At 58.5% G+C, this 16,836-nt stretch carries 16 protein-coding genes; 7 read left to right on the forward strand and 9 right to left on the reverse strand.

Features of this window, described 5'->3' with window-relative positions; genetic code table 11:
* Window positions 1-413: 413 nt before the first annotated feature.
* A complete protein-coding gene (locus PSH81_RS05795; RefSeq protein WP_226455947.1) occupies window positions 414-2,522 on the forward strand; it encodes a molybdopterin oxidoreductase family protein in 2,109 nt (702 codons plus the stop codon).
* 77 nt (window positions 2,523-2,599) lie between these two features.
* A complete protein-coding gene (gene grxD, locus PSH81_RS05800; protein ID WP_065906770.1) occupies window positions 2,600-2,938 on the forward strand; it encodes a Grx4 family monothiol glutaredoxin in 339 nt (112 codons plus the stop codon).
* 69 nt (window positions 2,939-3,007) lie between these two features.
* Here the strand turns inward: grxD and bfr are convergent, their stop codons facing one another.
* Both bfr and PSH81_RS05810 read right to left on the reverse strand, forming a co-directional pair.
* Complete coding sequence (gene bfr, locus PSH81_RS05805) at window positions 3,008-3,478, reverse strand: bacterioferritin (RefSeq protein WP_192297307.1); 471 nt, start codon at window positions 3,476-3,478, stop codon at window positions 3,008-3,010.
* 201 nt (window positions 3,479-3,679) lie between these two features.
* Entirely contained in the window at window positions 3,680-3,898 is a 219-nt protein-coding gene (locus tag PSH81_RS05810) for a bacterioferritin-associated ferredoxin (protein ID WP_010564137.1), read from the reverse strand.
* Between the two features lie 242 nt (window positions 3,899-4,140).
* On the opposite strand from PSH81_RS05810, the gene PSH81_RS05815 reads away from it, so the two are divergent.
* On the forward strand, window positions 4,141-4,743 hold the full coding sequence (locus PSH81_RS05815; RefSeq protein ID WP_003172097.1) for a peroxiredoxin: 603 nt from the start codon (window positions 4,141-4,143) through the stop codon (window positions 4,741-4,743).
* A gap of 206 nt (window positions 4,744-4,949) precedes the next feature.
* Here the strand turns inward: PSH81_RS05815 and rnt are convergent, their stop codons facing one another.
* Together rnt and pyrC are read right to left on the reverse strand one after the other, a co-directional pair.
* Complete coding sequence (rnt, locus tag PSH81_RS05820) at window positions 4,950-5,621, reverse strand: ribonuclease T (protein WP_083359903.1); 672 nt, start codon at window positions 5,619-5,621, stop codon at window positions 4,950-4,952.
* Window positions 5,618-6,664: a dihydroorotase gene (pyrC, locus tag PSH81_RS05825; protein ID WP_305392149.1), complete on the reverse strand. Its 1,047-nt coding sequence runs from the start codon at window positions 6,662-6,664 to the stop codon at window positions 5,618-5,620. The genes rnt and pyrC overlap by 4 nt, the downstream gene beginning before the upstream one ends.
* Before the next feature lie 156 nt (window positions 6,665-6,820).
* On the opposite strand from pyrC, the gene PSH81_RS05830 reads away from it, so the two are divergent.
* From PSH81_RS05830 to PSH81_RS05840, 3 genes are all read left to right on the forward strand, one after another.
* Window positions 6,821-7,729 (forward strand): OmpA family protein, encoded by a 909-nt coding sequence (locus tag PSH81_RS05830; protein WP_192297305.1) that lies wholly within the window; start codon window positions 6,821-6,823, stop codon window positions 7,727-7,729.
* A gap of 129 nt (window positions 7,730-7,858) precedes the next feature.
* Window positions 7,859-9,076 (forward strand): argininosuccinate synthase, encoded by a 1,218-nt coding sequence (locus PSH81_RS05835; RefSeq protein WP_029295244.1) that lies wholly within the window; start codon window positions 7,859-7,861, stop codon window positions 9,074-9,076.
* A 631-nt stretch (window positions 9,077-9,707) separates the two neighbouring features.
* A complete protein-coding gene (locus PSH81_RS05840; RefSeq protein WP_122719714.1) occupies window positions 9,708-10,340 on the forward strand; it encodes a response regulator transcription factor in 633 nt (210 codons plus the stop codon).
* Between the two features lie 94 nt (window positions 10,341-10,434).
* Here PSH81_RS05840 and PSH81_RS05845 read toward each other — a convergent pair whose 3' ends face one another.
* The 4 genes from PSH81_RS05845 to metG all read right to left on the reverse strand — a co-directional run bounded on the left by PSH81_RS05845 (window position 10,435) and on the right by metG (window position 14,681).
* A complete protein-coding gene (locus PSH81_RS05845) occupies window positions 10,435-10,617 on the reverse strand; it encodes a PA3496 family putative envelope integrity protein (protein ID WP_192297304.1) in 183 nt (60 codons plus the stop codon).
* 107 nt (window positions 10,618-10,724) lie between these two features.
* Entirely contained in the window at window positions 10,725-11,363 is a 639-nt protein-coding gene (gene nth, locus PSH81_RS05850; protein ID WP_192297303.1) for an endonuclease III, read from the reverse strand.
* 186 nt (window positions 11,364-11,549) lie between these two features.
* Entirely contained in the window at window positions 11,550-12,512 is a 963-nt protein-coding gene (gene rsxB, locus PSH81_RS05855; protein ID WP_226455945.1) for an electron transport complex subunit RsxB, read from the reverse strand.
* A gap of 117 nt (window positions 12,513-12,629) precedes the next feature.
* A complete protein-coding gene (gene metG / locus PSH81_RS05860; protein ID WP_305392150.1) occupies window positions 12,630-14,681 on the reverse strand; it encodes a methionine--tRNA ligase in 2,052 nt (683 codons plus the stop codon).
* 171 nt (window positions 14,682-14,852) lie between these two features.
* Between metG and apbC the strand changes: the two genes are divergently transcribed.
* Window positions 14,853-15,947 (forward strand): iron-sulfur cluster carrier protein ApbC, encoded by a 1,095-nt coding sequence (gene apbC / locus PSH81_RS05865; RefSeq protein WP_226455943.1) that lies wholly within the window; start codon window positions 14,853-14,855, stop codon window positions 15,945-15,947.
* Window positions 15,948-16,441: 494 nt separating this feature from the next.
* On the opposite strand, the gene fdxA is transcribed toward apbC, so the two are convergent.
* Window positions 16,442-16,765, reverse strand: a complete 324-nt coding sequence (gene fdxA / locus PSH81_RS05870) for a ferredoxin FdxA (RefSeq protein ID WP_192297299.1) — start codon at window positions 16,763-16,765, stop codon at window positions 16,442-16,444.
* Between the last annotated feature and the right edge of the window lie 71 nt (window positions 16,766-16,836).

Consider the following 16,836-nt stretch of genomic DNA (forward strand, 5'->3'; position numbering starts at 1 on the left):
CAGACCGCAGATACTCAAAGCCTTGTTTATTGTGACAACGGGCGAGACCTGCGGCGAAAGCCGCACGGGGCGACGAAATAGGGGAAGGCGCGATATTGACATTAAATGTCGCGTCTTACCAATAGGGCTACGTTTTTAGGGGTGTTCAAGAAGGGCGCGAGAGCGCTTTTGAAGACGAATTCCATACGGCAGCGGGCCATTTGTACACTGGCGCCGCAACCTTTTGCAATGCGCGGCGGCGGGCTTGGGCCCGGTTGCGTCGGTTTCAGCGATGCTTTGCGGGCTTCTGAAACATTTGCTCACTCTTAGCCATGGCCGGGCCTGATGCCCGTCGATTCACACCGCGAACGTTGGTGGCGCCCCTGCATGTGGCGGCTCATAGTTGAGTCAAAGCCCCTATAAAGAGACTGGCCATGACCAAGACTCTCCACCACCGTGCCTGCCATCTGTGTGAAGCCATCTGCGGCCTGACCCTGGAAACCACCGAGGCCGACGACGGCAGCCTGGCGATCACCTCGATCAAGGGTGATGCGCTGGATACGTTCAGCCGCGGGCATATCTGCCCCAAGGCGGTGGCACTGCAGGACATCCAGAATGACCCGGACCGCCTGCACCAGCCTATGTTGCGGGTGGGCAGCGAATGGCAGCCAATCCCGTGGGAAGACGCCTTCGCCCTTGTAGCCGAGCGCCTGGCGGGTATCCAGGCCCGGCACGGCCAGAATGCGGTGGCGGTGTACCAGGGCAACCCCAGCGTGCATAACTATGGGTTGATGACCCATAGCAACTACTTCCTGGGCCAGTTGAAGACGCGCAACCGCTTCTCGGCGACCTCGGTGGACCAGTTGCCCCACCACCTCACCAGTCACCTGATGTACGGTCATGGCCTGTTGCTGCCAATTCCGGACATCGATCACACCGATTTCATGCTGATCCTCGGCGGCAACCCATTGGCATCCAACGGCAGCATCATGACCGTGCCCGATGTAGAGAAGCGCCTCAAGGCCATCCAGGCCCGTGGCGGTAAAGTGGTGGTGGTCGACCCACGGCGCAGTGAGACAGCGGCGATGGCCGATCAGCACCTGTTCGTGCGCCCCGGCGGAGATGCGGCGTTGTTATTTGGGGTGCTCAACACCTTGTTCAGTGAAAACCTGACTCGCGACAGTCACCTGCCGGTCGCTGGCCTGGACGATGTGCGCCAGGCAATCGTCGGGTTTACCGCCGAGGCCATGAGTCGCCAATGTGCAGTGCCGGCCGCGCAGATTCGCCAGCTCGCGCGGGACTTTGCGGCGGCGGACAGGGCGGTGTGTTACGGGCGCATGGGCGTCTCCACCCAGGCGTTCGGCACTTTGTGTCATTGGCTGGTGCAACTGATCAACCTGGTCACTGGCAACCTGGACCGTGCCGGTGGCGCCGTGTGCACCACGCCGGCGGTGGATCTGGTGGCGTCGACAGGCGGTGGGCATTTCAATCGCTGGCAGAGCCGGGTGTCCGGGCGTCCGGAATATGGCGGCGAGTTGCCGGTGTCGGCCCTGGCTGAGGAAATGCTTACCGAGGGCGAAGGGCAAATCCGCGCATTGGTCACGGTGGCCGGCAATCCGGTGTTGTCGACACCCAACGGCCGCCAGTTGGAACAGGCGCTGGATGGGCTGGAGTTCATGGTCAGCATCGATCTCTATATCAACGAGACCACGCGATATGCCGACTTGATCCTGCCGTCTACATCGGCACTGGAGAACGATCACTACGACACCACCTTCAATATGTTCGCGGTGCGTAACGTCACCCGCTTCAACCGTGCGATCTTGCCCAAGCCGGCGGGGGCGCTGCATGACTGGGAGATCTTCGTAGGTCTGGCAGAGGCGTTTGCCGCGCAGACCGGTGCAGTGCTGAAGCCGACCATGGCGCCGGCGCAGATGATCGACTTCGGGTTGCGTGCCGGGGTTTACGGTGATGCGTCGAGCCACAAGTTGTCGGTGGCGATGCTGGCGGAACATCCCCATGGCGTCGACTTGGGGCCGCTCAAGGCCAATCTGGTTGCGCGCTTGAAAACGGCGGATGGCAAAGTGCAGGCGGCACCGGCGGTGATCCTTGCCGATCTGGCGCGCTTTGCCGCGCAGCCGCTGCCTGTGGCGGATGAGTTGTTGTTGATCGGTCGTCGCCACGTGCGCAGCAACAACTCCTGGATGCATAACTATCACCGCTTGGTGAAGGGCAAGCCCCGTCATCAGTTGTTGATGCACCCGGACGATCTGGCCAGTCGGCAATTGAGCGATGGTCAGCGCGTGCGAGTGAGTTCGCGCATCGGCATGATCGAAGTGGAAGTACTGGCCAGCCTGGATATGATGCCCGGTGTAGTCAGCTTGCCCCACGGTTGGGGGCATGGCCGTCCGGGTGTGCAGATGAGCATTGCCAGTGGGCAGCCGGGGGCGAGTGCGAACGACTTGACCGACGAGCGGCATTTGGACGAGTTGTCGGGCAACGCTGCGCTCAACGGCGTTCCGGTTCAGGTCGCAGCCGCCTGAGCACTGCGCTGGAATTTTGCGTTACAATGCGCCACCGTGCCGACCTGTGAGTCGCAAAGTTCCAGCCGAGGTGTTCCATGGATATCATCGAAACGATCAAAGAGCAGATTGCCAACAACACCATTCTGCTTTACATGAAGGGCGCGCCAAACGCTCCTCAGTGCGGTTTCTCCGCGAAGGCTTCCCAGGCGATCATGGCGTGCGGCGAGAAATTCGCTTACGTGGACATCCTGCAGAACCCTGAAATCCGTGCCAACCTGCCCAAGTACGCCAACTGGCCTACGTTCCCACAACTGTGGGTTGCCGGTGAGTTGGTCGGCGGTAGCGACATCATCGTTGAGATGGCGGCTGATGGTTCGCTGCAAGCGCTGATCAAGGAAGCGGCGGCAAACGCGGCGGCCAAGACTGACGCTTGATTCGCTTGCAATGAAAAGCCCCGCTTCTCGTGAGAGAGCGGGGCTTTTTTATACCTGCGTGCCGAGGGCTTATTCGCCCATCTGCGATTGCAGGTAGTTTTCCAGGCTGACTTTGTCGATCAGGCCCAGTTGGGTTTCCAGCCAGTCGATGTGTTCTTCCTGGTCTTCCAGAATATCTTCCAGCAGCTCACGGCTGCCGAAGTCGCCTTTGGTTTCGCAGTGAGCGATGGCGGCCTTGAGGTCGCTGTGGCTCTTTTGCTCGAATTTCAGGTCGCTGTTGATCATTTCCTGGGTGTGCTCGCCGATGCTCAGCTTGCCCAGGTCCTGCACGTTCGGCAGGCCTTCGAGGAACAGGATGCGCTTGATCAGCGCGTCGGCGTCCTTCATGGCTTTGATCGATTCTTTGTATTCACGCTTGCCCAGCTTTTCCAGGCCCCAATCGTCAAACATGCGTGCATGCAGGAAGTACTGATTGATCGCGACCAGTTCATTGGCAAGGATTTTGTTGAGTTGCTGGATGACTGAGATGTCGCCTTTCATGACTGGGGTCCTGCCCTGTAATAGCTGTATATAGGCCGGAGTTTGAGCGGCGAAAACCTTAGTGTCAAACCTAAGTTATTGAATAATAAATGAAAATTAATCGGAATAAGAATGTTTGTGTTCCGCGTCTTAGCGCTAACTTATTGAATTGCGGGCATAAAAAAACCGGACACTAAGTCCGGTTCTTTAAAACACGCCGATTTAAGCGTGTGTAAATTCTGCTGAATAGGGGAGCGCAGCCTGGGCTGTCTGCAGCTGCGTCAGGGTTTCCCGTACCACTTGCTTGGCCAGGCAAGCACATTTACCGCACTGGCTGGCAACGCCGGTTGTTTCACGCACTTCCTTGTAGCTGCAGCAACCTTCGTAGATTGCTTCGCGGATTTGTCCGTCGGTGACGCCAGTACAGAGGCACACATACATAAGGGAGAACCGTCGCGGGTTTAAGGCTTGAGTGCGATGGATCTTAATGTTAACGAGAATGATTGTCAAAGTAGATTCGTAGGGTATTTGCGCGTATTGCCCCTGCGCTGACGAACGGTTTTTTCAGTGTATGATGGTCAGTCTTCACGAAGCGTGACTGCGTCACAGGGTTGTCGCCTACAGGCGCCAGACTGGGCCGGTCCTTTTACTTCAATCGTCACCCTCACATCAGGAGATACCCAATGAGCGTACTCGTCGGCAAACAAGCCCCGGATTTCGATGTACCTGCCGTCCTCGGCAATGGCGAAATCGTAGACAGTTTCAAACTGTCTGAAGCCATCAAAGGCAAATACGGCCTGGTGTTCTTCTACCCGCTGGACTTCACCTTCGTCTGCCCGTCGGAGCTGATCGCTCTGGACCACCGCATGGACGATTTCAAGGCGCGTAACGTTGAAGTGGTTGCCGTTTCCATCGACTCCCATTTCACCCACAACGCCTGGCGCAACACTGCCATCAATGATGGCGGCATCGGCAAAGTCAAATACACCATGGCTGCCGACATGAAGCACGACATCGCCAAGGCCTACGACGTTGAGTCCGAAGGCGGCGTGGCTTTCCGTGGCGCGTTCCTGATCGATGACAAGGGCGTTGTGCGCTCCCAGATCATCAACGACCTGCCGCTGGGCCGTAACATGGAAGAACTGATCCGCCTGGTCGACGCCCTGCAATTCCACGAAGAGCACGGCGAAGTCTGCCCTGCCAACTGGAAAAAAGGCGACAAAGGCATGAACGCTTCGCCAGAAGGCGTTGCGGCTTACCTGACCGAGAACGCTGGCAAGCTGTAAGCCAGATTTGAGGTACAAAAAAACGGCCTGAGAAGGCCGTTTTTTTATGGGCGGGAAATGGCTGTAGTGAGCGGGCTTGCCCCGCGCTGGGGGGCGAAGCCGCCCTAAACCCAGGCACCTCGGTGTATCAGTAAAACGGAGGCGGTTGGATTTGGGGCGGCTTCGCCCCCCAGCGCGGGGCAAGCCCGCTCACTACAACAGCGCTGTTAGTCGTTGAAGTCTTCCCAGCCGCCCATCTGCTTCCAGCGATTGACGATGCCGCAGAACAGGTCGGCGGTCTTCTCGGTGTCATAGCGCGCCGAGTGGGCTTCGCGACCGTCAAAGTCGATTCCGGCTGCCTGACAGGCTTTGGCCAGTACGGTCTGGCCGTAAGCCAGGCCCGCGAGGGTAGCGGTGTCGAAGCTGGAGAACGGGTGGAACGGATTGCGCTTCATGTCCAACCGCGCCACGGCGGCGTTCAGGAAGCCCAGGTCGAAGCTGCTGTTGTGGCCGACCAGGATCGCGCGTTTGCAGCCATTGGCCTTCAACGCCTTGCGCACGCCACGGAAGATGTCGGTCAGTGCCGCTTCTTCACTCACGGCCATGCGCAGCGGGTGATCGAGCTTGATCCCGGTAAATTCCAGGGCCGCCGCCTCGATGTTGGCGCCTTCGAACGGCTCGACGCGGAAGAAGTGGGTGTGTTCCGGGAACACGAAACCCTGTTCATCCATGCCGATGGTGGTGGCTGCGATTTCCAGCAAGGCGTCGGTGGCGCAATTGAAACCACCGGTTTCTACGTCGATGACAACCGGCAGATAGCCGCGGAACCGCTCGGCCATCGGGTGGCGTGAACCGCCACCGCTGTGCTCGTGTTCGTCGTCGTAATGGTCTTCACTCACTTGCTTTCCTCCAGCAGGCGCCAGCGCAGTGTTTCACCGGCGCGCAGCGGGATAACAGTCAACTCGCCAAACGGCAGGCTGGCAGGGGCGGTCCAGTCTTCACGGACCAGGGTGATGCGGTCGGTATTCGCCGGCAGGCCGTAGAAACGCGGGCCGTTGAGGCTGGCGAAACCTTCGAGCTTGTCCAGGGCATTGCGTTGTTCGAACGCTTCGGCGTACAGCTCGATCGCCGCGTAGGCCGTGTAGCAACCGGCACAGCCGCACGCGGCTTCCTTGGCATGCTGGGCGTGTGGCGCGGAGTCGGTGCCGAGGAAGAACTTCGGATTGCCACTGGTGGCGGCATCCAGCAGTGCCACCTGATGGGTGTTGCGCTTGAGGATCGGCAGGCAATAGAAATGCGGCCGAATCCCGCCCACCAGCATGTGGTTGCGGTTGTACAGCAGATGGTGCGCAGTGATGGTCGCGCCGACGTTGGCCGAGGCCTCGGTGACGAACTGCACGGCATCGGCGGTGGTGATGTGTTCGAACACTACCTTGAGGGTCGGGAACAGTTCGACCACGCGACGCATGTGCTCGTCGATGAAGATCTTCTCGCGATCGAACACGTCCACCTCGCCACGGGTGACTTCACCGTGGATCAACAGCGGCATGCCGACTTCGGCCATGGCTTCGATGGCCGGCAGGATCTTGTCGATACTTGTCACACCGGAATCGGAGTTGGTGGTCGCGCCAGCCGGGTACAGCTTGGCGGCGTGCACGTAGCCGCTGGCCTTGGCCTCGCGAATCTCGTCGGGCTGGGTGCGGTCGGTGAGGTAGAGCACCATCAGCGGTTCGAAGCGGCTGCCGGCCGGGCGCGCAGCGAGGATACGCTGGCGATAGGCGTCGGCTTCAGCGGCGTTACGCACCGGAGGTACCAGGTTAGGCATGATGATGGCACGGCCAAACGTGCGCGCAACATCGGCCACGGTTTGGGGCAACGCAGCACCATCGCGAAGATGAATATGCCAGTCGTCGGGACGCAGCAGGGTCAGGCGGTCGGACATTGGGGATTCCAGGCGGGTCAATCTGGTGGGAATGCTACCGGAAAAGACTCTTGCAGGCACTCGCTATCAAGTTTTACAGGATGCATCCGATAGCCTTTCGTATGCCTTATCGATGTATGACGCTTTGAAGTGTTGTAGAAACCAGTGGAGCCTCCCGTGCGCCAGCATTATCTAGCCCTGCTCAGTGTGTTCGCCAGCCTGCCTGCGATGGCCCTCACGTTCCAGACACGTCTGGAGAATATTGAGTGGAAGGTAGAGGGCGACAAGTTTGAGTGTCGTCTGAGCCAACCGATCACCGATTTTGGTTCGGGTGAGTTCGTGCGCCGGGCCGGCGAGCAGGCGACGTTTCGTCTGAAAGCCTTTAATGGTTCGCTGGGCGCAGGTTCGGCCACCTTGCTGGCCGCTGCCGCACCTTGGCAGCCCGGACGCGGCGACATCAATCTGGGAGCCGTGCGTGCCGGCAGTGGCGAAGTGCTGTTCAACAGCTCACAGGCCCAGGCCGGGCGCCTGTTCAATGGTTTGCTCGAGGGGCGTTCGCCGACCGTACGGCATTACGGGCGTGAGGGCGGCTACTCGGAAATCCGCCTGTTGCCGGTGAAGTTCAACAAGGCCTACAGCGACTATCAACTGTGCACCGCCAAGCTGCTGCCGATGAATTACGATCAGGTCAAGCAGACCGAAGTCGGCTTTCCGGGCGGTGGCATCGAACTGGATGCGGCGGCCAAGCAGAAGCTGGCAGTGATTCTTGAATTCATGAAGGCCGACCCGACCGTCAACCACATCGAGTTGAACGGCCACTCGGACAACAGCGGCAACCGCCTGACCAATCGTGATGTTTCACGGCGTCGTGCATTGGCGGTGATGGACTACTTCAAGGCCAACGGCATCGAGGAGTCGCAGATTACCCTGCGCTTCCACGGCGAAAGCTACCCGCTGGCGCCCAACACCAATGCTGCCAACCGCGCACGCAACCGCCGCGTCAATATTCAGCTGGAGCGGGTCGCAACCCCCGAGAAACCGGCACCCCAGGCTGCGGTCCGGAGCAATCCCGCGGCAACCTCATAAGGTGCGACCACCGGTCGCCCTCTCGACATAATCTGTCGCTTTATCTTCATTTGCTGTCGCGCCCCTGTAATTTCACGGTTTTGATCGGTAGAATCGTCGCCTTTCCGTACAACCCCGTGGAGTGATGGCATGGCCGACGTAAACAAGGTCGTTCTCGCGTATTCCGGCGGCCTGGACACTTCGGTGATCCTCAAGTGGCTGCAGGATACTTATAACTGTGAAGTGGTGACCTTCACCGCTGACCTGGGTCAGGGCGAAGAGGTCGAACCTGCACGTGCCAAGGCGCAAGCCATGGGCGTGAAAGAGATCTACATTGACGACCTGCGCGAAGAATTCGTCCGCGATTTCGTTTTCCCGATGTTTCGCGCCAACACCGTCTATGAAGGCGAGTACCTGCTGGGTACTTCCATCGCACGTCCGCTGATCGCCAAACGCCTGATCGAAATCGCCAACGAAACCGGCGCCGACGCCATTTCCCATGGCGCGACCGGCAAGGGCAACGACCAAGTGCGTTTCGAACTGGGCGCCTACGCGCTCAAGCCGGGCGTCAAAGTGATTGCCCCTTGGCGTGAATGGGACCTGCTGTCCCGTGAAAAGCTGATGGATTACGCTGAAAAGCACGCAATCCCGATCGAGCGCCACGGCAAGAAGAAGTCCCCGTACTCGATGGACGCCAACTTGCTGCACATCTCCTATGAAGGCGGCGTGCTGGAAGACACCTGGACCGAGCACGAAGAAGACATGTGGAAATGGACCGTCTCCCCGGAGAACGCGCCAGACAAGCCACAGTACCTGGAACTGACCTACCGCAACGGCGACATCGTCGCGCTGGACGGCGTCGAAATGACTCCGGCTACCGTGCTGGCGACCCTGAACCGTATCGGTGGCGAACACGGTATCGGCCGCCTCGACATCGTCGAGAACCGTTACGTGGGCATGAAGTCCCGTGGCTGCTACGAAACTCCGGGCGGCACCATCATGCTGCGCGCTCACCGCGCCATCGAGTCCATCACCCTGGACCGTGAAGTGGCTCACCTCAAAGACGAGCTGATGCCTAAGTACGCCAGCCTGATCTACACCGGCTACTGGTGGAGCCCTGAGCGTCTGATGCTGCAACAGATGATCGACGCTTCCCAGGTCCACGTGAACGGCGTTGTGCGCCTGAAGCTGTACAAAGGTAACGTGATCGTCACCGGGCGTAAATCCGATGAGTCGCTGTTCGACGCCAACATCGCCACCTTCGAAGAAGACGGCGGCGCCTACAACCAGGCGGACGCAGCGGGCTTTATCAAGTTGAACGCACTGCGCATGCGCATTGCGGCCAACAAAGGTCGCAAGTTGTTCTGAGTGCTCAAGACACTCTAAGGAAAGCCCCTTGTTGAAGGGGCTTTTTTTTGCCCGATGAAAAACCAGGCAGCCTTGATTCGATCTTTTGTTTATCGATGTTTAAACTTTGTTGAAGTTAAGGTGACAGGAAATTTGTCTGCCGGGCCAACTGCACGTGATGGCTTGTTTGCGAGGTGAAATGAATTAATTACACCTGACAAGGAACTATGTCTTACAGATAAATCACACAAGTAAGCACAATTTAATTGTTGTGCGCTGAATGTTCTGTAGGAAATATGGGTGTAAATAAATATGTTTAATGGAACTAAAAAGGTGGTGGTTTTCTTGGCTTCTCAAGGGAGCGATGACCACAAGCAAGGGATATTTCCTGAAAGTCGTGTGCGTTACTTTCGCCGTCCATCCCATATCCGTGGGGTAATTTATTCAAAATATGTGTGGGGCCGGAAAGATCTGAAAGGCCTCATACAACTCGCTACGGTCGACTTTGCGTTTTTTTGTAGGTCAATTCCTATTACGTTGTGGGTTGGGTCTCTGCTTGCTGTTGCGCGGGGGGGAATACTATGCCAACTAGGAAACGACTAGGCTATTGTGCTTGCTCTGAATAATTCGAACAGCGAAATTGGACTTTCTTATGAATAAAGTGCTGATCGTGGATGATCATCCCGTCATTCGTCTTGCTGTGCGTATGCTAATGGAGCGTCATGGTTATGAGGTCGTTGCCGAGACCGATAACGGTGTCGATGCGTTGCAACTTGCACGGGAACATATGCCGGACATTGTCATACTGGATATTGGAATTCCCAAGCTCGATGGGTTGGAAGTTATTTGCCGGCTCTCCTCGGTCAAACAGCCTGCGCCGTTCAAGGTGTTGGTGCTGACGTCGCAGGCTCCGGGGCATTTCTCCATGCGATGCATGCAGGCGGGGGCGGCAGGGTATGTATGCAAGCAACAGGACCTGACCGAGTTGCTGAGCGCTATCAAGGCGGTGCTTTCCGGCTACAGCTATTTCCCGAACCAGGCGCTGAATTCGGTGCGCTCTACCATGGGCAATGCCAGCGAGGCCGACATGGTTGAACGCCTTTCGGGCCGGGAGATGATGGTGTTGCAGCAGTTGGCCCGTGGTAAAACCAACAAGGAGATCGCCGATGGCATGTTCCTCAGTAACAAGACCGTCAGCACCTACAAGACGCGCTTGTTGCTCAAGCTCAATGCCCGCTCCCTGGTGGACCTGATTGAACTGGCCCAGCGCAATGGGTTGGTATAGGTGGGAAGGGGTCCATCAAAACGCTGATAGGTAACCAGAGTACTCGTTGGAAAAAAGCCTCCGTCAGGGAGGCTTCTGGTCGTCAACGGCCAGGTCAGAGGTCGAAGTCGTAATCGGCCAGTTGTTTTTGCAAGCGTCGCTCTTCCAGAAGATTGTCGATAGTGCGACGTTTGCTCAGATTGGTCTTGGCCACCTCCGCAACGGGGGCTTCGCCATCGTCATCCGGCTCTGCAACGAGGTCGTCTTCTACATCCAATTGTTCTTTGCCAGTGCTCATAAGGTTCACTCCGGGCTAAGACTGCCGTTGGCGCTCCTTATAACGATAATCCATGAATGGGTAAAAAAGATTTTTTCAATCGACAGATCAAAAAAACCAATGATTGCTCAATCGTCTGATGTCTTGTCCTTGTATTCGCACAGGTCCTCGATGCGACAGCTGCCGCAGCGCGGCTTGCGCGCCTGACAAACATAGCGCCCATGCAGGATCAGCCAGTGATGGGAGTCGAGCAGATACGGCTTGGGCACGAACTTCATCAATTGATTTTCCACCTCGACCACGTTCTTGCCGCGGGCGATACCAGTTCGGTTACTGACCCGGAAAATGTGCGTGTCCACCGCCATGGTCAACTGTCGGAACGCGGTGTTGAGCACAACATTGGCGGTTTTGCGCCCTACACCGGGGAGGGCTTCCAGCGCTTCGCGAGTTTGTGGCACTTCACCGCCGTGCAGCTCAACCAGCATCCGGCAGGTCTCAATCACGTTCTTGGCCTTGCTGTTGTAGAGGCCGATCGTCTTGATGTACTCCGATAACCCATCGACACCCAAGGCATGGATTGCCGCTGGCGTGTTGGCTACCGGGTACAGTTTGGCCGTGGCCTTGTTGACGCCTACGTCGGTGGATTGTGCCGACAGGATCACCGCAATCAGCAGCTCGAACGGCGAGGAGTAGGCCAGTTCGGTTTTGGGTTCCGGATTGTCTTCGTGAAACCTGCGGAAAATTTCCAGGCGTTTTACGGCGTTCATGGGACGAGTGGTTCCTTGCCGGTGTTCAGCGTGAAGGTGAAAAGGGTCCAGGCCGGGCCCCCTGCCAGTAGTAACCCCAGCAGCATAAACCCGGTAGGCATCAAAGTGGTGTCTGCCTCGCCGCGTAACAACCCTAGCGTGAGCGCAATGCAGCAAACAGTTGCTGACCCGTCTCAACGTTGCAGGTCACGTGCCCAGGGCATCGACTTGACGTTGCGCTTCATCGAGCCGGTTTTGTGCGTCGGCCAGTTCTTGCGGGGCGGCCAGCCGATCCTGCGCTTTCTTCAGCTCGGCGCGGCGCATCGCCAGCTGGATTTTGGCGCGTTTGAGTTCGGCAGTATTCACGGGCGACCGTGGCATTGCTGGCGTGCTGTCTGGTTCCAGTGCAGCCAATGCGCGTTCAGCGGCCTCAAACTGCTGTTGCAGGACGATCAACTGAGATTGCTGTTCAAAGGTCGGTGGATGACCAAAGGCTTTCAAGGACTTGTGCAGCTGTGCGCGGCTCATCGCCACCTCAATCTTGGCCTTCTTCACCGCTGCGTCCGTAATCGCTTGCAGGGCATCTACCGGCGCGGTTTCCATCGGTGCCGGTCGTTTGGTCCGTGCCTGGCGCTCGGCGAGCCGATGCTCCTCTTCCCGCTGCAAGCGCGCGTTGCGTTGTTCGTAGCGACGCCGTGCCCGGTCACGCTTGAGGCTGCGTTCGTGGCGCTCGTGATCATTGGCTGCCAGACCTCCCACGATCGGCAGCACGCTGACCAATGGGCGCATTTCAATGCAATCGACCGGGCACGGCGCCACACACAAATCACAACCCGTGCATTCGTCGACGATCACTGTGTGCATCAACTTGGCGGCGCCCACAATCGCATCCACCGGGCACGCCTGGATGCACTTGGTGCAGCCGATGCACTCGGCTTCACGGATGTACGCAATCTGCGCCGCAGCTTCGCCACGGGAGGTATCCAGCGCCAGCACCGGCACGTTCAGCAAGTGCGCCAGGCCGGCGATGGTTTCCTGTCCACCAGGCGGACACTTGTTGATGGCTTCGCCGCTGGCGATGCCCTCTGCGTAAGGCTTGCATCCGGGGTGCCCGCATTTGCCGCATTGGGTCTGCGGTAGCAGCGCGTCGATACGTTGAATGAGGTTCATGCTGTGATCATTGGCGTGCCGGTAGGTTAGACAAACAGGGTCTGATTATCCGGCAAGCGAGAAAGGGGAACTAGCTGAAAAGCCCTGTCGCCGAAGCGACAGGGCCGTCTTGCAGGCTTACTTGATCCGTTGACCGGGCTTGGCGCCGCCGTCAGGGCTCAGCAGGTAGATCTCTTCACCGCCAGGACCGGCCGCCATCACCATGCCTTCGGAGATGCCGAACTTCATTTTCCGTGGCTTGAGGTTGGCGATCATCATGGTCAGGCGACCATCGAGTTTGGACGGGTCCGGATAAGCGCTCTTGATCCCGGAGAACACGTTGCGTTGCTCGCCGCCAAGGTCCAGCGTCAGGCGCAGCAGCTTGTCGGCACCTTCCACGGCTTCGGCTTTTACGATCAGCGCGACACGCAGGTCGATTGCGGCGAAAGCGTCAAAGTCGATTTCCGCAGAGATCGGGTCTTTGGCCAATTCACCATTGCCTACTGGCGCAGCCGAGCCGGTGTCGGTCTGGCTGGCGACCAGGTCTTCTTTCGATGCGTCGGTCATGGCCTGGACCTTGACCGGGTCGATGCGGGTCATCAGCGGCTTGAACTCGTTCAACTGATGGTTGCTGAGCAGGGTCGCGTGGTCCTTCCAGGTCAGCGGCGCAACGTTGAGGAACGCCTCGGCGTCGGCGGCCAGCAGCGGCAGCACCGGCTTGAGGAAGATCACCAACTGGCGGAACAGGTTGACGCCGGTGGCGCAGATCGCCTGGACATGCGCCTGCTTGCCTTCCTGCTTGTTCAGCGACCACGGTGCCTTGTCGGCGATCCAAGCGTTGGCGCGGTCGGCCAGGCCCATGATTTCGCGCATGGCGCGGGCAAAGTCGCGGGCTTCATAGGCTTCGGCGATGCTCGGTGCGGCGGCCAGGAACGCGTCGGTCAGTTCCGGTGCGGCATTTTCGGCCACCAGCAGGCCAGCGTTGCCCTTGTGGATGAAACCGGCGCAACGGCTGGCGATGTTGACGACCTTGCCTACCAGGTCCGAGTTGACCTTCTGTACGAAGTCTTCCAGGTTCAGGTCGAGGTCGTCTACGCCACGGCCCAGCTTGGAGGCGTAGTAGTAGCGCAGGTATTCCGGCGACAGGTGGTCCAGGTAGGTGCGCGCCTTGATAAAGGTGCCACGGGACTTGGACATCTTCTGGCCGTTGACCGTCAGATAGCCGTGCACGGCGATGCCGGTCGGCTTGCGGTAGCCCGAACCCTCAAGCATGGCCGGCCAGAACAGGGCGTGGAAGTTGACGATGTCCTTGCCGATGAAGTGGTACAGCTCGGCGGTGGAATCCTTGTTCCAGAACGCGTCGAAGTCCAGCTCCGGGGTGCGATCACACAGGTTCTTGAAGCTGGCCATGTAGCCGATTGGCGCGTCCAGCCACACATAGAAGTACTTGCCCGGCTCGCCCGGGATCTCGAAGCCGAAGTACGGCGCGTCGCGGGAGATGTCCCACTGTTGCAGGCCGCTGTCGAGCCACTCGGAGAGCTTGTTCGCCACGGCGTCCTGCAGGGTGCCGCTGCGGGTCCAGGTTTGCAGCATCTGCTGGAAGTCCGGGAGCTTGAAGAAGAAGTGTTGGGAATCCTTGAGCACCGGGGTGGCGCCGGAGATCGCCGACTTCGGATCCTTCAGCTCGGTCGGTGCGTAGGTCGCACCGCATTTTTCGCAGTTGTCGCCGTACTGGTCTTCGGTGCCGCATTTCGGGCAGGTGCCCTTGATGAAGCGGTCGGCCAGGAACATCTTCTTTTCCGGGTCGAAATACTGGGTGACCGAACGCTGGTCGATGTGCCCGGCATCCTTCAAGCGCAGGTAGATCTGGCTCGACAGCTCGCGGTTTTCTTCGGAGTGGGTCGAGTGGAAGTTGTCGAAATCCACCAGGAACTCGGCAAAGTCGGCGCTGTGTTCGGCCTGCACGTTGGCGATCAGTTGTTCCGGGGTGATGCCTTCCTTTTCGGCGCGCAACATGATGGCCGAACCGTGGGCGTCGTCCGCGCAGACATAGATGCATTGGTTGCCGCGATGCTTCTGGAAGCGCACCCACATATCGGTCTGGATGTACTCAAGCATATGGCCAAGATGGATGGAACCATTGGCATAGGGCAGGGCGCTGGTGACGAGGATCTTGCGTGGCTCGGACATGGGGCTCGGCTACTTGATGAAACGGAGGTCGGCCACTATAAAGCGCCGGGAAATATATTTCACCCCGTGGCGCTGTTTCAACATCTTCCAAACCTGCGAAAGCATGCCGTTGAGCCATAGGAACGGTTAGGATAGCCGCCTGTTTCAGTCAGTCTTTTTCGGGAGTAGCCCATGAGCGCCGTGAATCGCGCAGCGGTGGAAGCCGTTCTTCGCCAGTACACCGACCCCTATTTGAACCAGGACCCGATCAGTGCCGGCTGTGTGCGCGCCATCGAGATCGAGGGCGAGCGGGTGTCGGTCCAGTTGGAACTGGGTTATGCCGCCGGTCTGTTCAAGAACGGCTGGGCGCAGATGCTGCAGATGGCGATCGAAGGCCTGGACGGCGTGAGCTCGGCCAGGGTCGACATCCAGTGCGTGATTGCACCGCACAAGGCCCAGGCGCAGATTCCGGGCCTGGCCAATGTCAAGAACGTCGTTGCTGTCGCTTCCGGCAAGGGCGGCGTCGGCAAATCCACCACCGCCGCCAACCTGGCGTTGGCCCTGGCGCGTGAAGGCGCCCGCGTGGGTATTCTCGACGCCGACATCTACGGCCCGAGCCAAGGCGTGATGTTCGGCATCGCCGAAGGCACCCGACCGAAGGTCAAGGACCAGAAATGGTTTGTGCCGATTGAGTCCCTGGGCGTGGAAGTCATGTCCATGGCCTTCCTCACTGACGACAACACGCCGATGGTCTGGCGCGGCCCGATGGTTTCCGGCGCGCTGTTGCAACTGGTAACCCAGACTGCCTGGGGCGACCTGGATTACCTGGTGATCGACATGCCGCCAGGCACCGGCGACATCCAGCTGACCCTGGCGCAGAAAGTCCCGGTGGCCGGCTCTGTGATCGTCACCACGCCCCAGGACCTGGCGCTGCTGGACGCGAAAAAAGGTGTGGAGATGTTCCGCAAGGTCAACATCCCGGTGCTGGGCGTCGTGGAAAACATGGCGGTGCACATCTGCTCCAACTGCGGTCACGCCGAGCATCTGTTCGGCGAGGGCGGCGGCGAGAAGCTGGCCACCCAGTACGGGGTCGAGCTGCTGGCCTCGTTGCCGTTGTCCATGCTGATTCGTGAGCAGGCCGACGGAGGCAAGCCTACCGTTGTCGCCGAGCCTGACAGCCAGATTGCCATGATTTATCAGGAACTGGCCCGCCACGTAGGCGCGCGGATCGTCCTGCAGGAAGCGGCTTCACCGGCAATGCCGACGATTACCGTCAGCGACGACTAAGCGACGTGAAGGAGAAAAGCCTCGACGGTGTCGGGGCTTTTTCATGTCTGAAGAGCGCTCAAGGCCTGCCAGTTACGCTTTTACGCAATTGCTCGTGTAAGCAATTACTTACTTTCTCGTAAGTGTTTGGTTTTTTTAGCCGCCATGGGCGTCTCGATACACTCGGGTTGTTTTCTATCCTATTGAATAATAACAATTATTTACTTTTGTTCTGAGGCGCAAATCTCTCGGCCGGCGGCTGGGTTGCCGTTGAACTTCCTTTGGAACTCTTTAAGATCGGCCCCGTGTCCACGGATTGACACAGCCATCAAGGAACGATGGTTTGAAGGAACGTCGCAGGATGCGATTCATCAGGATGATGAAAAGGAATACAGGGACTAGGGAAAAAATGTGGGCGGGTCATACCGCCCCTTTTTTTGCCTGTAGAAAAGTGAACCCTAGCCTGCAAAACGCAAAAAAGGCCCTTGAGGGCCTTTTAAGTCGTAGCAAACCGATCAGCGAATCAGATCGGCGATCTTGCCGGGCTTGCCATCCCATTCAGCTGCATCTGGCAGCGAATCTTTCTTCTCGGTGATATTTGGCCAGATTTCCGCCAGCTCGACGTTGAGCTGAATGAACTGTTCCATACCTGCCGGGACTTCGTCCTCGGAGAAAATTGCGACGGCCGGGCATTCCGGTTCACACAGGGCGCAGTCAATGCACTCGTCCGGGTGGATGACCAGGAAGTTCGGGCCTTCGTAGAAGCAGTCCACCGGACATACTTCCACGCAGTCGGTGTACTTGCACTTGATGCAGTTGTCGGTGACGACGAAGGTCATTTCTAATTCTCTCCTCAGGCGGCGGCGGCGAAACCCTTTGTGGCAGGGCTCGCGAGGTTCGGGAGTGGTAG

This window comes from Pseudomonas sp. FP2335 (assembly GCF_030687535.1).
Classification (GTDB): Bacteria; Pseudomonadota; Gammaproteobacteria; order Pseudomonadales; family Pseudomonadaceae; genus Aquipseudomonas.